At 61.8% G+C, this 15,523-nt stretch carries 18 protein-coding genes; 10 read left to right on the plus strand and 8 right to left on the minus strand.

From position 1 onward, the window contains the following. Positions 1-26: 26 nt before the first annotated feature. The 3 genes from rnk to cyaY all read right to left on the minus strand — a co-directional run bounded on the left by rnk (position 27) and on the right by cyaY (position 1,142). Positions 27-437: a nucleoside diphosphate kinase regulator gene (rnk, locus tag QCL51_RS24300; RefSeq protein WP_016712630.1), complete on the minus strand. Its 411-nt coding sequence runs from the start codon at positions 435-437 to the stop codon at positions 27-29. Between the two features lie 146 nt (positions 438-583). Further along, complete coding sequence (locus QCL51_RS24305) at positions 584-808, minus strand: DUF1289 domain-containing protein (protein WP_021783516.1); 225 nt, start codon at positions 806-808, stop codon at positions 584-586. 1 nt (position 809) lies between these two features. Next, entirely contained in the window at positions 810-1,142 is a 333-nt protein-coding gene (gene cyaY / locus QCL51_RS24310) for an iron donor protein CyaY (protein WP_004575827.1), read from the minus strand. A gap of 239 nt (positions 1,143-1,381) precedes the next feature. Between cyaY and QCL51_RS24315 the strand changes: the two genes are divergently transcribed. The 6 genes from QCL51_RS24315 to QCL51_RS24340 are packed head-to-tail and all read left to right on the plus strand — an operon-like array spanning position 1,382 to position 6,001. Next, positions 1,382-1,594 carry a lipoprotein gene (locus QCL51_RS24315; RefSeq protein WP_021783515.1) on the plus strand — a complete coding sequence of 71 codons (213 nt, stop codon included), beginning with the start codon at positions 1,382-1,384 and terminating at the stop codon, positions 1,592-1,594. 9 nt (positions 1,595-1,603) lie between these two features. Further along, complete coding sequence (gene lysA / locus QCL51_RS24320; RefSeq protein WP_010955746.1) at positions 1,604-2,851, plus strand: diaminopimelate decarboxylase; 1,248 nt, start codon at positions 1,604-1,606, stop codon at positions 2,849-2,851. 4 nt (positions 2,852-2,855) lie between these two features. After that, positions 2,856-3,686, plus strand: coding sequence for a diaminopimelate epimerase (gene dapF, locus QCL51_RS24325; protein WP_021783513.1), 831 nt, complete (start codon positions 2,856-2,858; stop codon positions 3,684-3,686). Positions 3,687-3,699: 13 nt separating this feature from the next. Continuing rightward, the gene (locus QCL51_RS24330) at positions 3,700-4,410 is read left to right on the plus strand and encodes a DUF484 family protein (protein ID WP_021783512.1); all 711 of its coding nucleotides are present in this window, start codon (positions 3,700-3,702) and stop codon (positions 4,408-4,410) included. Next, the gene (gene xerC, locus QCL51_RS24335) at positions 4,410-5,309 is read left to right on the plus strand and encodes a tyrosine recombinase XerC (protein WP_338444415.1); all 900 of its coding nucleotides are present in this window, start codon (positions 4,410-4,412) and stop codon (positions 5,307-5,309) included. Before QCL51_RS24330 ends, xerC begins: the two co-directional genes overlap by 1 nt. After that, positions 5,306-6,001 (plus strand): HAD-IA family hydrolase, encoded by a 696-nt coding sequence (locus tag QCL51_RS24340; RefSeq protein ID WP_021783510.1) that lies wholly within the window; start codon positions 5,306-5,308, stop codon positions 5,999-6,001. The genes xerC and QCL51_RS24340 overlap by 4 nt, the downstream gene beginning before the upstream one ends. 180 nt (positions 6,002-6,181) lie before the next feature. On the opposite strand, the gene sutA is transcribed toward QCL51_RS24340, so the two are convergent. The 3 genes from sutA to glnK all read right to left on the minus strand — a co-directional run bounded on the left by sutA (position 6,182) and on the right by glnK (position 8,657). Continuing rightward, positions 6,182-6,511 (minus strand): transcriptional regulator SutA, encoded by a 330-nt coding sequence (sutA, locus tag QCL51_RS24345; protein WP_021783509.1) that lies wholly within the window; start codon positions 6,509-6,511, stop codon positions 6,182-6,184. Positions 6,512-6,940: 429 nt separating this feature from the next. Further along, complete coding sequence (locus tag QCL51_RS24350) at positions 6,941-8,272, minus strand: ammonium transporter (protein WP_021783508.1); 1,332 nt, start codon at positions 8,270-8,272, stop codon at positions 6,941-6,943. A 46-nt stretch (positions 8,273-8,318) separates the two neighbouring features. Next, a complete protein-coding gene (gene glnK / locus QCL51_RS24355; RefSeq protein ID WP_002555808.1) occupies positions 8,319-8,657 on the minus strand; it encodes a P-II family nitrogen regulator in 339 nt (112 codons plus the stop codon). A 533-nt stretch (positions 8,658-9,190) separates the two neighbouring features. On the opposite strand from glnK, the gene QCL51_RS24360 reads away from it, so the two are divergent. Both QCL51_RS24360 and QCL51_RS24365 read left to right on the plus strand, forming a co-directional pair. Next, complete coding sequence (locus QCL51_RS24360) at positions 9,191-9,457, plus strand: accessory factor UbiK family protein (RefSeq protein ID WP_003253640.1); 267 nt, start codon at positions 9,191-9,193, stop codon at positions 9,455-9,457. Continuing rightward, the gene (locus tag QCL51_RS24365; protein WP_021783507.1) at positions 9,458-9,811 is read left to right on the plus strand and encodes a gamma-glutamylcyclotransferase family protein; all 354 of its coding nucleotides are present in this window, start codon (positions 9,458-9,460) and stop codon (positions 9,809-9,811) included. Here QCL51_RS24365 and QCL51_RS24370 read toward each other — a convergent pair. Continuing rightward, entirely contained in the window at positions 9,765-11,840 is a 2,076-nt protein-coding gene (locus QCL51_RS24370; protein WP_338444418.1) for a DUF4034 domain-containing protein, read from the minus strand. The genes QCL51_RS24365 and QCL51_RS24370 overlap by 47 nt on opposite strands. Before the next feature lie 256 nt (positions 11,841-12,096). Here QCL51_RS24370 and QCL51_RS24375 point away from each other — a divergent pair, with 256 nt between their 5' ends. Both QCL51_RS24375 and QCL51_RS24380 read left to right on the plus strand, forming a co-directional pair. After that, entirely contained in the window at positions 12,097-12,237 is a 141-nt protein-coding gene (locus tag QCL51_RS24375) for a hypothetical protein (protein ID WP_257645135.1), read from the plus strand. Between the two features lie 1,321 nt (positions 12,238-13,558). Beyond that, entirely contained in the window at positions 13,559-15,049 is a 1,491-nt protein-coding gene (locus QCL51_RS24380) for a YifB family Mg chelatase-like AAA ATPase (protein ID WP_021784858.1), read from the plus strand. A gap of 32 nt (positions 15,050-15,081) precedes the next feature. Here QCL51_RS24380 and QCL51_RS24385 read toward each other — a convergent pair whose 3' ends face one another. Next, positions 15,082-15,510 (minus strand): DoxX family protein, encoded by a 429-nt coding sequence (locus QCL51_RS24385; protein ID WP_021784859.1) that lies wholly within the window; start codon positions 15,508-15,510, stop codon positions 15,082-15,084. Positions 15,511-15,523 lie beyond the last annotated feature (13 nt).

The raw sequence follows: 15,523 nt of genomic DNA on the forward strand, positions 1-15,523 counted from the left end.
TGGGCCGCGAAGCGGCCCTCTGGCCCTTACAGGTCGAAATCACCCGCCGCTTCCGGCTGGTACTCCACTTCCAGCAACTTCAGCTTGAGGGTCTTGCCCCCCGGTGCCGGCCAGTCGATCTGTTCGCCTACCGACAGCCCCAGCAAGGCGCAGCCAATCGGCGCCAGGATCGAGACCTTGCCTTCCGGCCCGGCATCCTTGGGATACACCAGTGTCAGGTGGTAGTCCTTGCCGCTGGCTTCCTCACGGCAGTGCACCCGCGAGTTCATGGTCACCACGCCCGCCGGCACTTCCTCGTGACCAACCACCTGCTCGGCGCGGTCCAGCTCGTCCTGCAGGGCGAGCACACCCGGCGTACTCTCGTCGAGGCTGTCGATCAGACGCTCCAGACGTTGTACGTCCAATCGGGTGAGGATTAGGGAAGGCTTGGTGCTCATGATCCAGTCAGACTCCTTTGAACAGGCAGTTTTCAATGCGCAAATAAAGCAAAACCCCGCCCAAGGGCGGGGTTTGAGAAGGCTTTGGCGTCACCGACGCAGAACCCGACACTACCACAGCCGGGCAAATACTCAAGCCCCTGCGTTCAGTGTGCCTTAGCCTGCTCGCGCAAGACCTGGGCCTCGCGGCAGATCTGCCGGCGCCGTTCGTCATCGGCCGAGCGCCATTCGCGGATGTGCTCGACATGCCGATGGCAACCGGTGCACACCCGCTGTTCGTCCAGCCGGCATACGCTGATGCACGGTGACGGCACTGCCGGGCTGACGTTGCTGTAAAGCGGCTTGGGCGGCCGGACCTGGGCGTTACTCATGTCAGATTTCGTCGAAGTCCAGCTTCTCGCCGGCCCGCTCCCAGACGATACGCTCAAGCATTTCACCCAGTAACTCTTCGCTCTTTTCGCACACCCACTTGCCGCTGTCTTCGTCGTAATCGAAGTGGAAACCACCGGAGCGGTCGGCAAGCCACAACTGGCGCAGTGGCTCCTGACGGCTGAAGATCAGCTGGGCGCCGCCCTCGAACTTGACGGTCAGGACACCAGCGGAGTTCTCCATGTCCAGGTCCAGACCGCTCTCGTCGAACAGATCTTCCAGGGCCTGTTGGGTCGCGTCGACCAGGTCATGGAAACGCGCTTCACTCAAACTCATTGCAGGAACCTCGAAATTGGCTGCGTTACAGGCAAGCCGGGCAAGATACGGGCGCTCGCCGCCGAATGCAAAGGTTTAGCCGTTGCCTTCACCGGCCTCTTCGCGGGCAAGCCCGCTCCTACAGGGGGCTGCGCAGAGGCTAAGCATAGCCCGCCCGGCGGACCGGTCCTTGCATAGGCAAGCCGCCGGTCGCTCGGTATACTCGGGCGCAATACTGCATTTTTCTAAGGATTTCACCCATGAAGCGCCTGATTTCCTCCTTCGCGGCGCTGGTCGCTGTTGCCTGCCTCGTTTCGGCCTGTGGCCAGAAAGGCCCGCTGTATCTGCCTGAAGATGGCGATAACGGCAAAGCGCACAAGTCGCACCAGCACCAGCCAAAAGCCAAGCCGGCCCCGGAACAAGAACAGCAGCCCGAGCTGCAGTCCGAGCCCGAGCAGTCGCCAGCGCAGTAAGGAAACCAGATGAACGCTTTCAACTACCGCGACGGTGAGCTGTTCGCGGAAGGCGTGGCCCTGTCGGCCATTGCTGAACGTTACGGCACCCCCACCTACGTGTACTCGCGCGCCCACATCGAGGCCCAGTACCGTAGCTACGCAGACGCCCTGCAAGGCACCGAGCACCTGGTGTGCTTCGCGGTCAAGGCCAACTCCAACCTTGGCGTGCTGAACGTGCTGGCGCGCCTGGGCGCAGGCTTCGACATCGTCTCCGGTGGTGAACTGGAGCGTGTGCTGGCCGCTGGCGGGCGTGCCGACCGCGTGGTGTTCTCCGGCGTTGGCAAAACCCGTGAAGACATGCGCCGCGCCCTGGAAGTTGGCGTGCACTGCTTCAACGTCGAATCCACTGACGAGCTGGAGCGCCTGCAAGTAGTCGCCGCCGAAATGGGCAAGGTTGCCCCGGTGTCGCTGCGGGTCAACCCGGACGTCGATGCCGGTACTCACCCGTACATCTCCACCGGCCTTAAAGAAAACAAGTTCGGCATCGCCATTGCCGATGCCGAGGCCATCTACGTGCGCGCCGCTCAGCTACCGAACCTGGAAGTGGTCGGTGTCGACTGCCACATCGGCTCGCAGCTGACCACCGTCGAGCCATTCCTCGACGCCCTCGACCGCCTGCTGGTGCTGGTCGACCGCCTGGCCGAGTGCGGCATACACCTGCGCCACCTGGACCTGGGTGGCGGTGTCGGCGTGCGCTACCGCGACGAACAGCCGCCACGGGTGGCCGACTACATCAAGGCCATCCGCGAGCGCGTGGGTGAACGCGACCTGGCCCTGGTGTTCGAGCCAGGCCGCTACATCGTCGCCAACGCTGGCGTGCTGCTGACCCGCGTGGAATACCTCAAGCACACCGAACACAAGGACTTCGCCATCATCGATGCAGCGATGAACGACCTGATCCGCCCGGCCCTTTACCAGGCCTGGATGGGTGTCAGTGCGGTCAAGCCACGTGCAGGCGAAGGCCGTGCCTACGACCTGGTCGGCCCTATCTGCGAGACTGGCGACTTCCTCGGCAAGGACCGCGTACTCAACCTGGCCGAAGGTGACCTGCTGGCCGTAGAGTCCGCGGGCGCCTATGGTTTTGTCATGAGTTCCAACTACAACACCCGCGGCCGTTGCGCTGAAATCCTGGTCGACGGCGACCAGGCGTTCGAAGTACGCCGCCGCGAGACCGTCGCCGAACTGTATGCTGGCGAAAGCCTGCTACCGGAGTAAGCCCATGCTGCTGCGTTTTACCAAGATGCATGGGCTGGGCAACGACTTCATGGTCCTGGACCTGGTCAGCCAGCACGCGCACATCCAGCCCAAGCACGCCAAGCAATGGGGTGACCGCCATACCGGTGTCGGCTTCGACCAGTTGCTGATCGTCGAGGCGCCGAACAACCCGGAAGTGGACTTCCGCTACCGCATCTTCAACGCCGACGGCTCCGAGGTCGAGCAATGCGGCAACGGTGCTCGCTGCTTTGCCCGCTTCGTGCTGGACAAGCGCCTGACCGCGAAAAAGCGCATCCGCGTGGAAACCAAGAGCGGCATCATCGTGCTGGACGTGCAGAACGACGGCCAGGTGAGTGTCGACATGGGCCCGCCGCGCTTCATCCCTGCCGAAATTCCCTTTGTCGCCGACGCACAAGCGCCAAGCTACCCGCTGGAAGTTGACGGCCAGTTGTACTCGATAGCCGCCGTATCCATGGGTAACCCGCACGCCGTGCTGCGTGTCGACGACGTGCAGACTGCCCCCGTGCACGAGCTGGGCCCGAAGATCGAAAACCACCCACGTTTCCCTCAGCGGGTGAATGCCGGCTTCATTCAAGTCATCGACCGCCACCGCGCCAACCTGCGCGTGTGGGAACGCGGCGCCGGCGAAACCCAGGCTTGCGGCACCGGCGCCTGCGCCGCGGCCGTGGCGGCGATCAGCCAGGGCTGGATGGACTCCCCGGTGTCCCTCGACCTGCCCGGTGGCCGCCTGCACATCGAATGGGCCGGCCCCGGCAAGCCCGTGATGATGACCGGCCCGGCCGTACGCGTCTACGAAGGACAGGTTCGTCTCTAAACGAGTAACCGCCATGACCGATCAGCCTAAGATTGTACCCAAGCAGTCCGCCGAGCTCGATGCCGAAGCGGTGGTCGCCTACCTGCGCGCCCACCCTACCTTCTTCGCCGAGCACGACGAGCTGCTGATCGAACAGCACATCCCGCACCAGCGAGGTGACAGCGTGTCGCTGGTGGAGCGCCAGCTCAAGCTGCTACGTGACCGCAACATCGAAATGCGCCATCGCCTGTCGCAACTGATGGACGTGGCCCGCGACAACGACCGGCTGTTCGACAAGACCCGCCGGCTGATCCTTGACCTGCTCGATGCCGGCAGCCTGGAAGAAGTGGTAATGGCGGTCGAAGACAGCCTGCGCCAGGAATTCCAGGTGCCCTTCGTCAGCCTGATCCTGTTCGGCGATAACGTCGCGCCGGTCGGGCGCTGGGTCAGCAATGCCGAGGCGCAGCAAGCCATCGGTGCCCTGCTGGGCGGTGGCAAGACCGTCAGTGGCAACCTGCGCGAGCACGAGCTGGCTTTCCTGTTCGGTGAAGAGCAGCGCCAGGAAGTGGGCTCCAGCGCCGTGGCAGCTCTTGAGTACCAAGGACTGCACGGGGTGCTGGCCATCGGCAGCCGCGACCCGCAACACTACAAGAGCAGCGTCGGCACCCTTTTCCTCGGCTATATCGCCGAGGTGCTCGGCCGCGTTGTGCCACGCGTTACCCAGACCCTGCGCCCGGTACGCTGATGAAACGCCAGCTGGAGGCTTATTGCGTACACCTGCGCAACGAGCGCCAGGTGTCGGAGCACACCTCGCAGGGCTACCGTCGCGACCTGGAAAAAGTCATCGCCTACTGCGAAGAGCACGGCATTGCCGACTGGCAGGCGCTGCAAATCCAGCAGCTGCGCCAGCTGGTCGCTCGCTTGCACCACCATGGCCAGTCCCCGCGCAGCCTGGCACGCCTATTGTCGGCAGTACGCGGCCTATACCGCTATCTCAACCGCGAAGGCCTGTGCCAGCACGACCCGGCCACCGGCCTGAGCGCGCCCAAAGGTGAGCGTCGGCTGCCCAAAGTACTGGATACCGACCGCGCACTGCAGTTGCTCGATGGGGGTGTGGACGACGACTTCATCGCCCGGCGTGACCAGGCGATCCTCGAGCTGTTCTATTCCTCGGGCCTGCGCCTATCCGAGCTGACCAACCTCGATCTTGATCACCTCGACCTCGCCGCCGGCCTGGTGCAGGTACTGGGCAAGGGTGGAAAGGCCCGCGTGCTGCCGGTGGGTCGCAAGGCTCGCGAGGCGTTGCAGGCCTGGTACCGTTTGCGCGGCATCGGCAACCCGCGCGACCGTGCAGTGTTCATTACCCGCCAGGGCAATCGCATCAGCCCCCGGGCCGTTCGGCTGCGAGTAAAGGCCGCCGGTGAGCGTGAGCTGGGCCAACACCTGCACCCGCACATGCTTCGCCATTCTTTCGCCAGCCATGTGCTGGAATCGTCTCAGGACCTGCGCGCGGTGCAAGAGATGCTCGGCCATGCCGACATCAGCACGACGCAAATCTACACCCACCTGGACTTCCAGCACCTGGCCGCGGTGTACGACAGCGCCCACCCTCGGGCCAAACGCAGCAAAGGCACAGACTCATGAGCATCAAGCTGATCACCTTCGACCTCGACGACACCCTGTGGGACACCGCACCGGTGATTGCCACCGCGGAAGTCGTGCTGCGCGACTGGCTCGAGGCCAACGCACCAACCCTCGGCAGCGTGCCGGTGGAACACCTGTTCGCCATCCGCGAGCGCCTGGTGCAAGCAGAGCCCGGCCTCAAGCACCGCATCAGCGCCCTGCGCAGGCGTGTGCTGTTCCATGCCCTGGAAGAGGTCGGCTACAGCGAGCAGCACGCGCAGGCGTTGGCCAACGAAGGCTTCGAAGTGTTCCTGCATGCCCGCCACCAGGTGGAGATCTTCCCAGAGGTGCAACCGGTGCTTGAGATCTTGCGCCATCAATACATCCTGGGCGTGGTCACCAACGGCAATGCCGACGTCAGCCGGCTGGGGCTGGCCGATTACTTCCGCTTTGCCCTGTGCGCCGAGGACCTGGGCATTGGCAAGCCAGACCCGGCGCCGTTCCTCGAAGCGCTACGCCGTGGTGAGGTGGACGCGGGTGCGGCGGTGCACATCGGCGATCACCCTGGCGATGACATTGCCGGTGCCCAGCGCGCCGGTTTGCGCGCGGTGTGGTTCAACCCGCAGGGCAAGGCCTGGGCTGGCGAACAGGCGCCGGATGCCGAGATCCAGCGCCTGTCGCAGCTGCCTGACGTGCTCGCGCGCTGGCGCTGACGGGGCCGCTTTGCGGCCTCTTCGCGGGCACGCCCGCTCCCACAGGGACCGCGCAGGTCCTGAACCCTGTGGTGAACCTGTGGGAGCGGGCATGCCCGCGAAGAGGCCGGCACAGGCAACACAAAACCCACAGGCATAAAAAAGCCCGCAGCGACGGCGGGCTTTTTTGCGATCAGCCACTCAGATAGGGCGGCTGCCGTACTTGTTGTCTGGCTTCTTGGGCGGGTCGGCGACCACGTTGGCCTCGACTTCCTGCACCTTGCCACCGCGAGAAAGGAATTCTTCCATCGCCTTGGCCAGTGCATCACGCTCTTTCTGCTTGGCTTCCATGCTCGGCATCTCGTCTACCGAGACTGCTGCCTTGGATTTGCCCTTGGCAACGGGTGCCGGGCTGCTGTCGTCATCGCCAGCGTCTTCCACGCCGTCATCAGCCGCCGCCTCGAGGCCCTCATCACCCTCGTCTTCGTCGCCTACTTCGAGGTCATCATTTTCCAGATCGTCGTCGCTCATGTTCTACCTCATGACTTGCGAAAAGCAGGTTGGTTATAGACCAGTGCAGCCGTAGACCGGCAGCCACCAGTGAAAATTCAACTGGCCGTGGGTTAGGCCACTGCCCTTGGGTCGGCACTCCTGATGGGAGGCGGTACCCAGCAGGCCCTGCTCCTGGCAGGACCTGACAAATCCATTAGCCCCTGCTGGCCACACGCTATTGGCAAGCCTAGCAAAGGCTGGCGAAGTGTGTGGACTACTCGTCAAACACCCTTCGGCGCGCATTCTAGCGCGCCCGTGGAAAAAGCAAAGCACCATAAACGCCCTGTGACTTGTAAGTTTTTTACCTACGTCACGAACGTGTCGAATAAACCGTTTGCCGTGCGGGAAATGCTGAAAAACTGGCAAAAAAATGCCCGGCAAGCCGGGCAAGTTTTTACCGCGTCGCAGTTACAGGTTGTAGCCGCGTTCGTTGTGCTGAGCCAGGTCGAGGCCGACCGACTCTTCTTCTTCGTTGACCCGCAGGCCCATCACCACATCCAGCACCTTGAGGATCACGTAGGTGACGATGGCGGTGTAGACCACAGTGAAAATCACACCCTTGGCCTGGATCCAGACTTGCATGCCGATGTCGGTGACGGTACCGAAGCCACCCAGTGCCGGGGCTGCAAACACACCCGTGAGGATGGCACCGATGATGCCGCCAACACCGTGCACGCCGAAGGCATCCAGCGAATCGTCATAGCCGAGTTTGCGCTTGAGGGTGGTAGCGCAGAAGTAGCAGATCACACCCGAAACCAGGCCGATCACCAGCGCGCCAATCGGCCCGACAGTGCCCGCAGCCGGGGTGATGGCGACCAGGCCAGCCACCACGCCCGACGCGATGCCCAGCGCACTTGGCTTACCGTGACCGATCCACTCGGCGAACATCCAGCCCAGTGCGGCGGCGGCGGTAGCGATCTGGGTGACCAGCATGGCCATGCCGGCTGTGCCGTTGGCGGCAGCAGCAGAGCCTGCGTTGAAGCCGAACCAGCCGATCCACAGCATCGCCGCGCCCATCAGGGTATAGCCGAGGTTGTGCGGGGCCATCGGGGTGGTCGGGTAGCCTTTGCGCTTGCCCAGTACCAGGCAGCAGACCAAGCCTGCGATACCGGCGTTGATGTGCACCACGGTGCCGCCAGCGAAGTCCAGTACGCCCCAGTCCCACATCAGGGCACCGTCACCGCTCCATACCATGTGGGCGATCGGCGCATACACCAGGGTGAACCAGATACCCATGAATACCAGCATCGCCGAGAACTTCATGCGCTCGGCAAAGGCGCCGACGATCAATGCCGGGGTGATGATGGCGAACGTCATCTGGAAGGTGATGAACACCGCTTCAGGGAACAGCGCGGTGGCCGAGGTCAGGCTGTCAGGCGTGACGCCGCTGAGGAAGGCCTTGGAGAAGCCGCCAACGAAGGAGTTGAAGTTGAGCACGCCCTTTTCCATACCGGCGGTATCGAAGGCCATGCTGTAGCCGTAAATGACCCAGAGAATGCTCATCAGGCCGGTAATTGCAAAGCACTGCATCATCACCGACAGCACGTTCTTGGAACGCACCATGCCGCCATAGAACAGGGCCAGGCCCGGAATGGTCATGAACAGCACCAGCGCCGTTGCGGTCAGCATCCAGGCGGTGTCGCCGGAGTTCAGCGCTGGGGCAGCTTCCTCTGCCAGGGCAAGCCCGGGCATTACGAGGGACAATAGGGCTCCTAGCCCTGCGATCTTACGCAGAGTCATGTTGTTTTCTCCTGGGGCGTTGGGTTTGGTGAGGCTTTGTTGCTGCTTAAATCGCGTCGGTATCGGTTTCGCCGGTACGGATGCGGATTGCCTGCTCCAGATTCACCACGAAAATCTTGCCGTCACCGATCTTGCCGGTGTTGGCTGCCTTGGTGATGGCTTCGATTACCCGATCAAGGTCCTTGTCATCGATGGCGACATCGATCTTCACCTTGGGCAGGAAATCGACCACATATTCAGCACCGCGATACAGCTCGGTGTGGCCCTTCTGCCGACCGAAGCCTTTGACTTCAGTGACGGTGATGCCCTGCACGCCGATTTCCGACAGCGACTCGCGCACGTCGTCCAGCTTGAACGGCTTGATGATGGCTGTGACTAGCTTCATGAAACTCTCTCCCGATTTGGTGGACTTGCCCCAGGAAAACAAACCCGTCTCAAGTCTAAGCGCAGCGGTTGGCTTTGTAACGCGTCGTCGGCATCCGGCTCCGCGTGCGCACTGCCTGGTCACAAGGAACTGCTTCAGTGCATGGCTCGTACAGGTCATTGCAGAAACCTTGCCAGTTCCGACAAAGCGCCGAAAAACAGAGCGTTATGTGATTTGGTCGGGATTGGCCAGTCGCCAGCATGGGAAACATGCACAATTTCGGTGCGCAGCAACGGGGCAAGTTGCGCGAAAAATGTGCAACGGATTAGAAACCGCAGATCATTCTTTGGGAGCAACTGTCTTGCTCAATTTCTAAAAGTTGGCGCGATTCCTGTGGGAGCGGGCTTGCCCGCGAACACGGGCGAAGCCCGTGCCATCCACCGCGGTGTCTTCTTCGCGGGTAAACCCGCTCCTACGAAGGCCAATGTGCACTCAGGCGCCAGGTTTGTGCGTGCTACACTGGCGGCCATTTCTCCGTTTCAGTGGACAGCCCCATGCTCGCGCCCAAAGCCCTTCTCGATGCCCTGAGCGACCAGGCCTCGCGCCTGTTCAGCAGCGATGCCGCCCAGCCCCGTGCGGAACTGGAAAGCCAGTTCAAAGTGTTGATGCAAGGCGCCTTCAGCAAGCTGGACCTGGTCAGCCGTGACGAATTCGACAGCCAGATGGTCGTACTGGCGCGTACCCGCGCACGCCTCGAGGCCTTGGAAAAACAGGTAGCCGAACTGGAAGCCCGGCTGAACCCAACCTCACAGGATGAGTGAATGCAGCCCTCAAGCGCATACCCGGTACTGTTGTTTTCCTACGGAACCTTGCAGGATAAAGCCGTGCAACTGGCCAACTTTGGCCGTGAGCTGAACGGCCAGGCCGACCGTATGCCGGGCTACCGCCTGGACTGGGTCGAGATCACCGACCCTGGCGTACTGGCGACCAGCGGCAAGTCCCATCATCCCATCGTTTCCCCCAGCGGCCAGGCCAACGACAGCGTGGCCGGCATGGTCTTCCAGATCAGCGAAGACGAACTGGCAGCGGCGGACCGCTATGAAGTTGCCGACTACAAGCGCGTTGCCGTCACCCTTGCATCGGGCCTGACAGCCTGGGTCTATGTACGTGCCTGAGACGGTTCGATGCAGGCTGAACCCGCAACGACCCGGTGTGGGGGAAGGCCTGTTTCGGTGGTAGCTCACTTGCATGCAGTGTGCCGCGGAACAACGCCGCCCCGCACTGAGTAAACAGCGTCTTCACCCGGTTGTGCGAATTGAGGATCTCGGCCTGGATATCACCAATGGCCGTATCCCGTGGCTGCAAGCTGACCGCTCGGTTGACCCATTCGATGGCGGCAAAGCGGCTTTGCTTGCGGGTGCCACGCCCCTGCATCCAGGCCAGCCCCAGTTCGGCGCAGGCACGCCCGGCAAGCCACGGGTCCGGGTGCTCGACCAGGCTCAGCAGGTAAGCAACCGCCTCGGTCCGCTCCTGCACTTCACCAAACCGGCGTAACAGAATCCCCAGATGCAAACGCGCACGCGCGTTGATCTGCGGGTTGCCCAGCGCGTCGACAAGCAGTCGCCTGACCGCCAGCATGGCACTGCGCTCGTTCAAATCCTCATCGCCATCCATGCGCAGGCAGGCGAGGTTGTACTTGGCCTGCCTGCTGCCCGCCTCCACCGCACGCTGCAGCCAATACCCGGCTGCCTCGTCATCCAGGTAATGCGCCGGGGTGTTGGCCAGGCCGCCACGGTGCAGTTCATACAAGGCTAAGGCAGCACCCGGCAGGTTCAGTTCGGCGCAGCGTTCATACAGGTAGCAGGCCACTTCATGGCGGTTGGCTGCCCACAGCAACCGTGCCACTTCAAGCACTTCGAACCCCGGTGCCTGACCCGCGCACTGGCGATTCACCGCCCGTTGCAACCATAGCCTTGCCTGCTCGGCCGAGCGTGGCAGCGCCCACAGCCCGAAACGGTGCCCGGCCGCGCGCAATGCACAGGCAGCAGCATGTGAACGGCCGTCACACAGGCGCTCAATGGCGCCGTGTAACAGTTGCTTCTCATCTGCCATACCATCACGCAGTATCAGCTCGACCAAACAGCGAAAAGGCACGCCCATGGCGCGGATGGCGCCGAGATCGGCATTGCACGCCAAGCTCGCGGCAAAGTCGCGCATAGCGCCAGCATGGTCTCCCGATACCCTGCTGCGCAGCGCCCCCCGCCATGCCAAAACGACGGTACGCTCTCTGGGCCTTAACGGGCGCTCTGACCAGTCTTCGACCACCTGCTGCCAGTCGGTGACGGTCTGCAACGGGGCAGCGTGTGGCAGCATCAGGCGGCCTTCGACGGCCATCCAGCGCAGCGCATTACGCAAGCGCTCGTCCCAGGTTGCGCATAAGGGGCCACTGATCAACAGCTCGAACGCATCGAGGCTGCCGCCCCAGTGGGGCAGCAGGTACACAGCAAGGGCCTGGATCGCTTCGAAGCAACCGGGGCGGGCGATCAGCGCATGGCGCAGCCAGTAATAGCGAGGGTCTTCGTTTTCATGAACGATCCGCTTGCCCAGGTAGAGCGGCAGCGCCTGTGGCAGCTCGGCCAAGGCCAACAGCCCATGCCTCACCAGCAACGGCGCTGCAGCTTCCTGCACCTCTACATCGGCATGGGCACTGGGCCTGAAGCGTGCAGGCTCCCCATGAAACAGTTGCAGCAACCAACCAGGCTCATGGAACTGCGCACTGATGCGCAGCATGCCAATGGCCGCTGCCACGGGGCGCGCAGCACGGTCCATTGCACGCAACAGGTGCGCGGTGGCGGATTCACAAATTTGCGCAACAGCCAGCAAGCGTGCAGCGTTGCGTGGGCCATCAACCTGCACCTGGCAGGCGCGGTGGAAGCAGTGCATGCCCATTACCACTTGTGGGTGGTAAGCCCTGGGGCAGGCGTCAATCCAGGCTCTGAGCACTTGGCTCAGCGCCCTGTCACTCTTGTTTTCCTGATCGAGCAGCATGTGCCCTTCAATGGCCGCCAGGTAGGCCGGGAACTCGCCGGGCGGGGCTTGGCGCCACTGAGCCTCAAGCCTGTCGAAAAAGCGGTTGAGCTCAATGAATGCACTGGCCTGCACCAGTTCGCGAATTACCTTGTGCGTGCGGGTGAGCGTTTGCACGGAGCAATACCTCAAATCCATTTGAAAGAAGAAGCAGTGCCATCCCATGGCAACTGCGGTTGCCCAACAACACTAAGTCATACCTGACGACTGCGCAAAGCCAATTGGATCCATTTTTGCCGAAACCCATGAAAACGCAGGGAGAACCCCTGCCCTGAAAAACCACGACGCACACTTGTTGCGCCTGCCGTGGCAGCACTGGCTATTCTTTGCCCAGCCGCAGGAAGCGGCATTTTCCAGCAACAACGGAGTGTTCATGTCCCTAGCCCTCGTCCACAGCCGCGCCCAGGTAGGCGTGCAGGCACCGGCGGTCAGCGTCGAAACCCACCTGGCCAACGGCCTGTCGGGGAAATTGCGCCCGGTGCAAAGCGGCGGCGGCAGCAGGTTTTCGAAATAGCTGCGAGGATTCGGACTAGATACGACTCGTTAGAACGCTGCGACATCCACATCAAGCTGAATACCACCCTGACCATTTTAAAAATGGCAGTGGTGCGTTAGCTTGTGCTGTATTGGGTGGGACTTTAGGTGGCAAGATTGGTGGGGACAAGGGTGGACAAGGCGGGGAATGTTTTGGTGACATACTTTATCGCAGTGTAAATCTATGACAATCACTACTGTAGAACTAGTTGTATTGAGCTGCTTTGTTTTGGCGACACTATCGCTCTTGGTGTTAGTGTATTTATCGTATCGTTATCTAGAGCTTATAGAAACCATGCTTTCCAACTCCAGCTTTGTGACGGGCAATAAAAACCTGTATTCGCGGGCGGGCTTGATTGGGCGTGTCATGCGGATCTGCACGGTGTCGATATTGCTGACTATGCCAAAGGTATTCGTGTATAGAGGGCTGGTTGATTCAAGGGAGGTAGATAGGTTCCCGATGGCGATGCGGTGTCTATTGGTTGTGTTGTGGAATCTTATGCTAGCCTCGTTTTTAATCTTTGTCTGCATGCGTGGATAATAATTAGGTAGCTGCGAAAGTTAGGTTCACTGGTCGGGTCGACAGTGCGCAAAATTAGAAACAGGGCGGCTATGAGGGAATCTAAACTGCGACATTTTATTTGGAACCTATAGAACAGTATCCGTGGGACGCAGCGAACATGCTGGAAACGAAACTATGCCTTTTCACGGTTTATTTGCGTCATTTCACCATACCCCCTTTCGGCTAAGGGGCCATACGAAGACTTGCAAAACATCTATAAGATAGTTTGCAGTTAAGTGTCTCGGTGTGGCTCTATACAGAAAATGGCCGAGTTTTAATCATCAGACTCACGCACGAGTTCCATAGCAGAAGCTAGCTTGCGACTGATGGAACTGTGCTCCGGTACCGAAACGCATTAACCAGATAAGCGCGGTGTTCGGTGCGGCCAAGCCGTAATGAGCTCATTCGTTCGTCAACCTCCGGCGCTAACACGATGAAATGGCCGGGGCACAACGGCGTATATCATCAAGCAGATCATGTTCCAGATTTCCTTTCTCAACCGCTACAGGTGTGCCGAACACCGCAAGCTCCGGCGCAAGGCAATTTGCCCATAAAACTAAGCCATAGCTGGTACCTGCGCGAAACCTATTGGATCAATTTTTGCCGAAGCCCATGAAAACGCAGGGAAAACCCCTGCCCTGAAAAACCACGATGCACACTTGTTGCGCCTGCCGTGGCAGCACTGGCTATTCTTTGCCCAGCCGCAGGAAGCGGCATTACCAGCAACAACGGAGTGTTCATGTCCCTAGCCCTCGTCCACAGCCGCGCCCAGGTAGGCGTGCAGGCACCGGCGGTCAGCGTCGAAACCCACCTGACCAACGGCCTGCCTCATCTCACCCTGGTCGGCCTGCCGGAAACCACAGTCAAGGAAAGCAAGGACCGGGTGCGCAGCGCCATCGTCAACTCCGGGCTGAAGTACCCGCAGCGGCGCATTACCCAGAACCTCGCCCCCGCCGACCTGCCCAAGGATGGCGGCCGATATGACCTGGCCATTGCCCTGGGCATCCTTGCCGCCGACGGCCAGGTGCCGATTGCCACCCTGGCCGATATGGAATGCCTGGGCGAACTGGCGCTGTCGGGGAAATTGCGGCCGGTGCAGGGCGTGCTGCCTGCGGCACTGGCGGCACGCGAGGCAGGCCGGGCGCTGGTGGTACCACGGGAAAATGCCGAGGAAGCCAGCCTGGCCGGCGGGTTGGTGGTGTATGCGGTGGGCCACCTGCTGGAGTTGGTCGCCCACCTGAACGGCCAGGTGCCGCTGCCGCCCTACGCAGCCAACGGCCTGATCCTGCAGCAACGCCCCTACCCGGACCTGAGCGAAGTGCAGGGCCAACTGGCAGCCAAGCGTGCCTTGCTGCTGGCTGCGGCCGGGGCGCACAACCTGTTGTTCACCGGGCCGCCCGGCACCGGCAAGACCTTGCTCGCCAGCCGCCTGCCCGGGCTGCTGCCACCGCTGGACGAGCACGAAGCGCTGGAAGTGGCGGCAATCCAGTCGGTCAGCGGGAAAGCGCCGCTGAACAGCTGGCCACAGCGCCCCTTTCGCCATCCCCATCACTCTGCGTCCGGCCCGGCGCTGGTCGGTGGCGGTAGCCGACCGCAACCAGGTGAAATCACGCTCGCCCATCACGGCGTGTTGTTTCTCGACGAACTTCCGGAGTTTGAGCGGCGCGTACTGGAAGTGCTTCGCGAGCCACTGGAGTCAGGTGAAATCGTGATTGCCCGTGCCCGCGACAAAGTGCGTTTCCCCGCGCGCTTCCAGCTGGTGGCGGCGATGAACCCCTGCCCTTGCGGCTACCTGGGCGACCCCACTGGCCGCTGCCGTTGCAGCACCGAGCAGATCGCGCGCTATCGCAACAAGCTGTCCGGGCCACTGCTGGACCGCATCGACCTGCACCTGACCGTAGCTCGCGAGAGCACTACATTGAACAACCAGCCCTGCGGTGAAACCAGTGCCGATGTCGCCGTCAGGGTGGCTGAAGCGCGGGAGCTGCAGCACAGCCGACAAGGGTGTGCAAATGCATTTCTAGACCTTGAAGGTTTAAGGCACCACTGTGGGTTGGTAGCGGCGGACCAAGTCTGGCTGGAAGGGGCCTGCGAGCGGCTGACCTTGTCGCTACGGGCGGCGCACCGGTTGTTGAAGGTGGCGCGGACGTTGGCGGACCTGGAGGGATGCGAGACGATTGGCCGGACGCACCTGGCCGAGGCCCTGCAGTACCGGCCAGGGAGCAGTTAGATTGCCGGGCTGCTTTGCACTCCCGAAACCGGTCAGGTAACCCTGTTCCGCCAGATGCATCCGGCAACTGAGTAAACCCCAGGCCCTGTCAAGGCCAGGCCGCCATAAAGCGCCACCAGTAACCAGGCAAACTGGCCCTGCTCCAGTGTCCAGTCCGGGTGCACCACCACCAGCGCCACCAGCAACACCGCCAGCACGGGCAGGCAAGCCAGACGTGCAGCGATCCCCAGTAGCAGCAGCAGTGGGCAAACCACCTCGGCAAACACAGCCAAGGCCAAGGTCAGTGTCGCGCCCAGGCCGAAGGGGTCTTCGATGCGCTGCAATTCCTCGCTCCAGTCCAACAGCTTGGGCAGGCCGTGAATGAACAGCAACAGCAAGGCAGCCGTTACCCGCATGAACAGCAGGCCGATGGCGGTCAGGGTTGGGGGATGGGGGTCGAGAAAGGGTTTCAAGCGTGGCATGGCAAGGGGCTCG

Source organism: Pseudomonas sp. LTR0 (assembly GCF_036630035.1).
Lineage (GTDB): Bacteria > Pseudomonadota > Gammaproteobacteria > Pseudomonadales > Pseudomonadaceae > Aquipseudomonas > Aquipseudomonas putida_Y.

Coding starts and splice junctions, on each gene's coding strand:
- QCL51_RS24360 (WP_003253640.1), top strand. CDS start 9,191: ATGCTCGCGCCCAAAGCCCTTCTCGATGCCCTGAGCGACCAGGCCTCG.
- QCL51_RS24365 (WP_021783507.1), top strand. CDS start 9,458: ATGCAGCCCTCAAGCGCATACCCGGTACTGTTGTTTTCCTACGGAACC.
- QCL51_RS24305 (WP_021783516.1), bottom strand. CDS start 808: ATGAGTAACGCCCAGGTCCGGCCGCCCAAGCCGCTTTACAGCAACGTC.
- QCL51_RS24350 (WP_021783508.1), bottom strand. CDS start 8,272: ATGACTCTGCGTAAGATCGCAGGGCTAGGAGCCCTATTGTCCCTCGTA.
- sutA (WP_021783509.1), bottom strand. CDS start 6,511: ATGAGCGACGACGATCTGGAAAATGATGACCTCGAAGTAGGCGACGAA.
- rnk (WP_016712630.1), bottom strand. CDS start 437: ATGAGCACCAAGCCTTCCCTAATCCTCACCCGATTGGACGTACAACGT.
- lysA (WP_010955746.1), top strand. CDS start 1,604: ATGAACGCTTTCAACTACCGCGACGGTGAGCTGTTCGCGGAAGGCGTG.
- cyaY (WP_004575827.1), bottom strand. CDS start 1,142: ATGAGTTTGAGTGAAGCGCGTTTCCATGACCTGGTCGACGCGACCCAA.
- xerC (WP_338444415.1), top strand. CDS start 4,410: ATGAAACGCCAGCTGGAGGCTTATTGCGTACACCTGCGCAACGAGCGC.
- QCL51_RS24330 (WP_021783512.1), top strand. CDS start 3,700: ATGACCGATCAGCCTAAGATTGTACCCAAGCAGTCCGCCGAGCTCGAT.
- QCL51_RS24340 (WP_021783510.1), top strand. CDS start 5,306: ATGAGCATCAAGCTGATCACCTTCGACCTCGACGACACCCTGTGGGAC.
- QCL51_RS24315 (WP_021783515.1), top strand. CDS start 1,382: ATGAAGCGCCTGATTTCCTCCTTCGCGGCGCTGGTCGCTGTTGCCTGC.
- dapF (WP_021783513.1), top strand. CDS start 2,856: ATGCTGCTGCGTTTTACCAAGATGCATGGGCTGGGCAACGACTTCATG.
- QCL51_RS24375 (WP_257645135.1), top strand. CDS start 12,097: ATGTCCCTAGCCCTCGTCCACAGCCGCGCCCAGGTAGGCGTGCAGGCA.
- QCL51_RS24380 (WP_021784858.1), top strand. CDS start 13,559: ATGTCCCTAGCCCTCGTCCACAGCCGCGCCCAGGTAGGCGTGCAGGCA.
- QCL51_RS24385 (WP_021784859.1), bottom strand. CDS start 15,510: ATGCCACGCTTGAAACCCTTTCTCGACCCCCATCCCCCAACCCTGACC.
- glnK (WP_002555808.1), bottom strand. CDS start 8,657: ATGAAGCTAGTCACAGCCATCATCAAGCCGTTCAAGCTGGACGACGTG.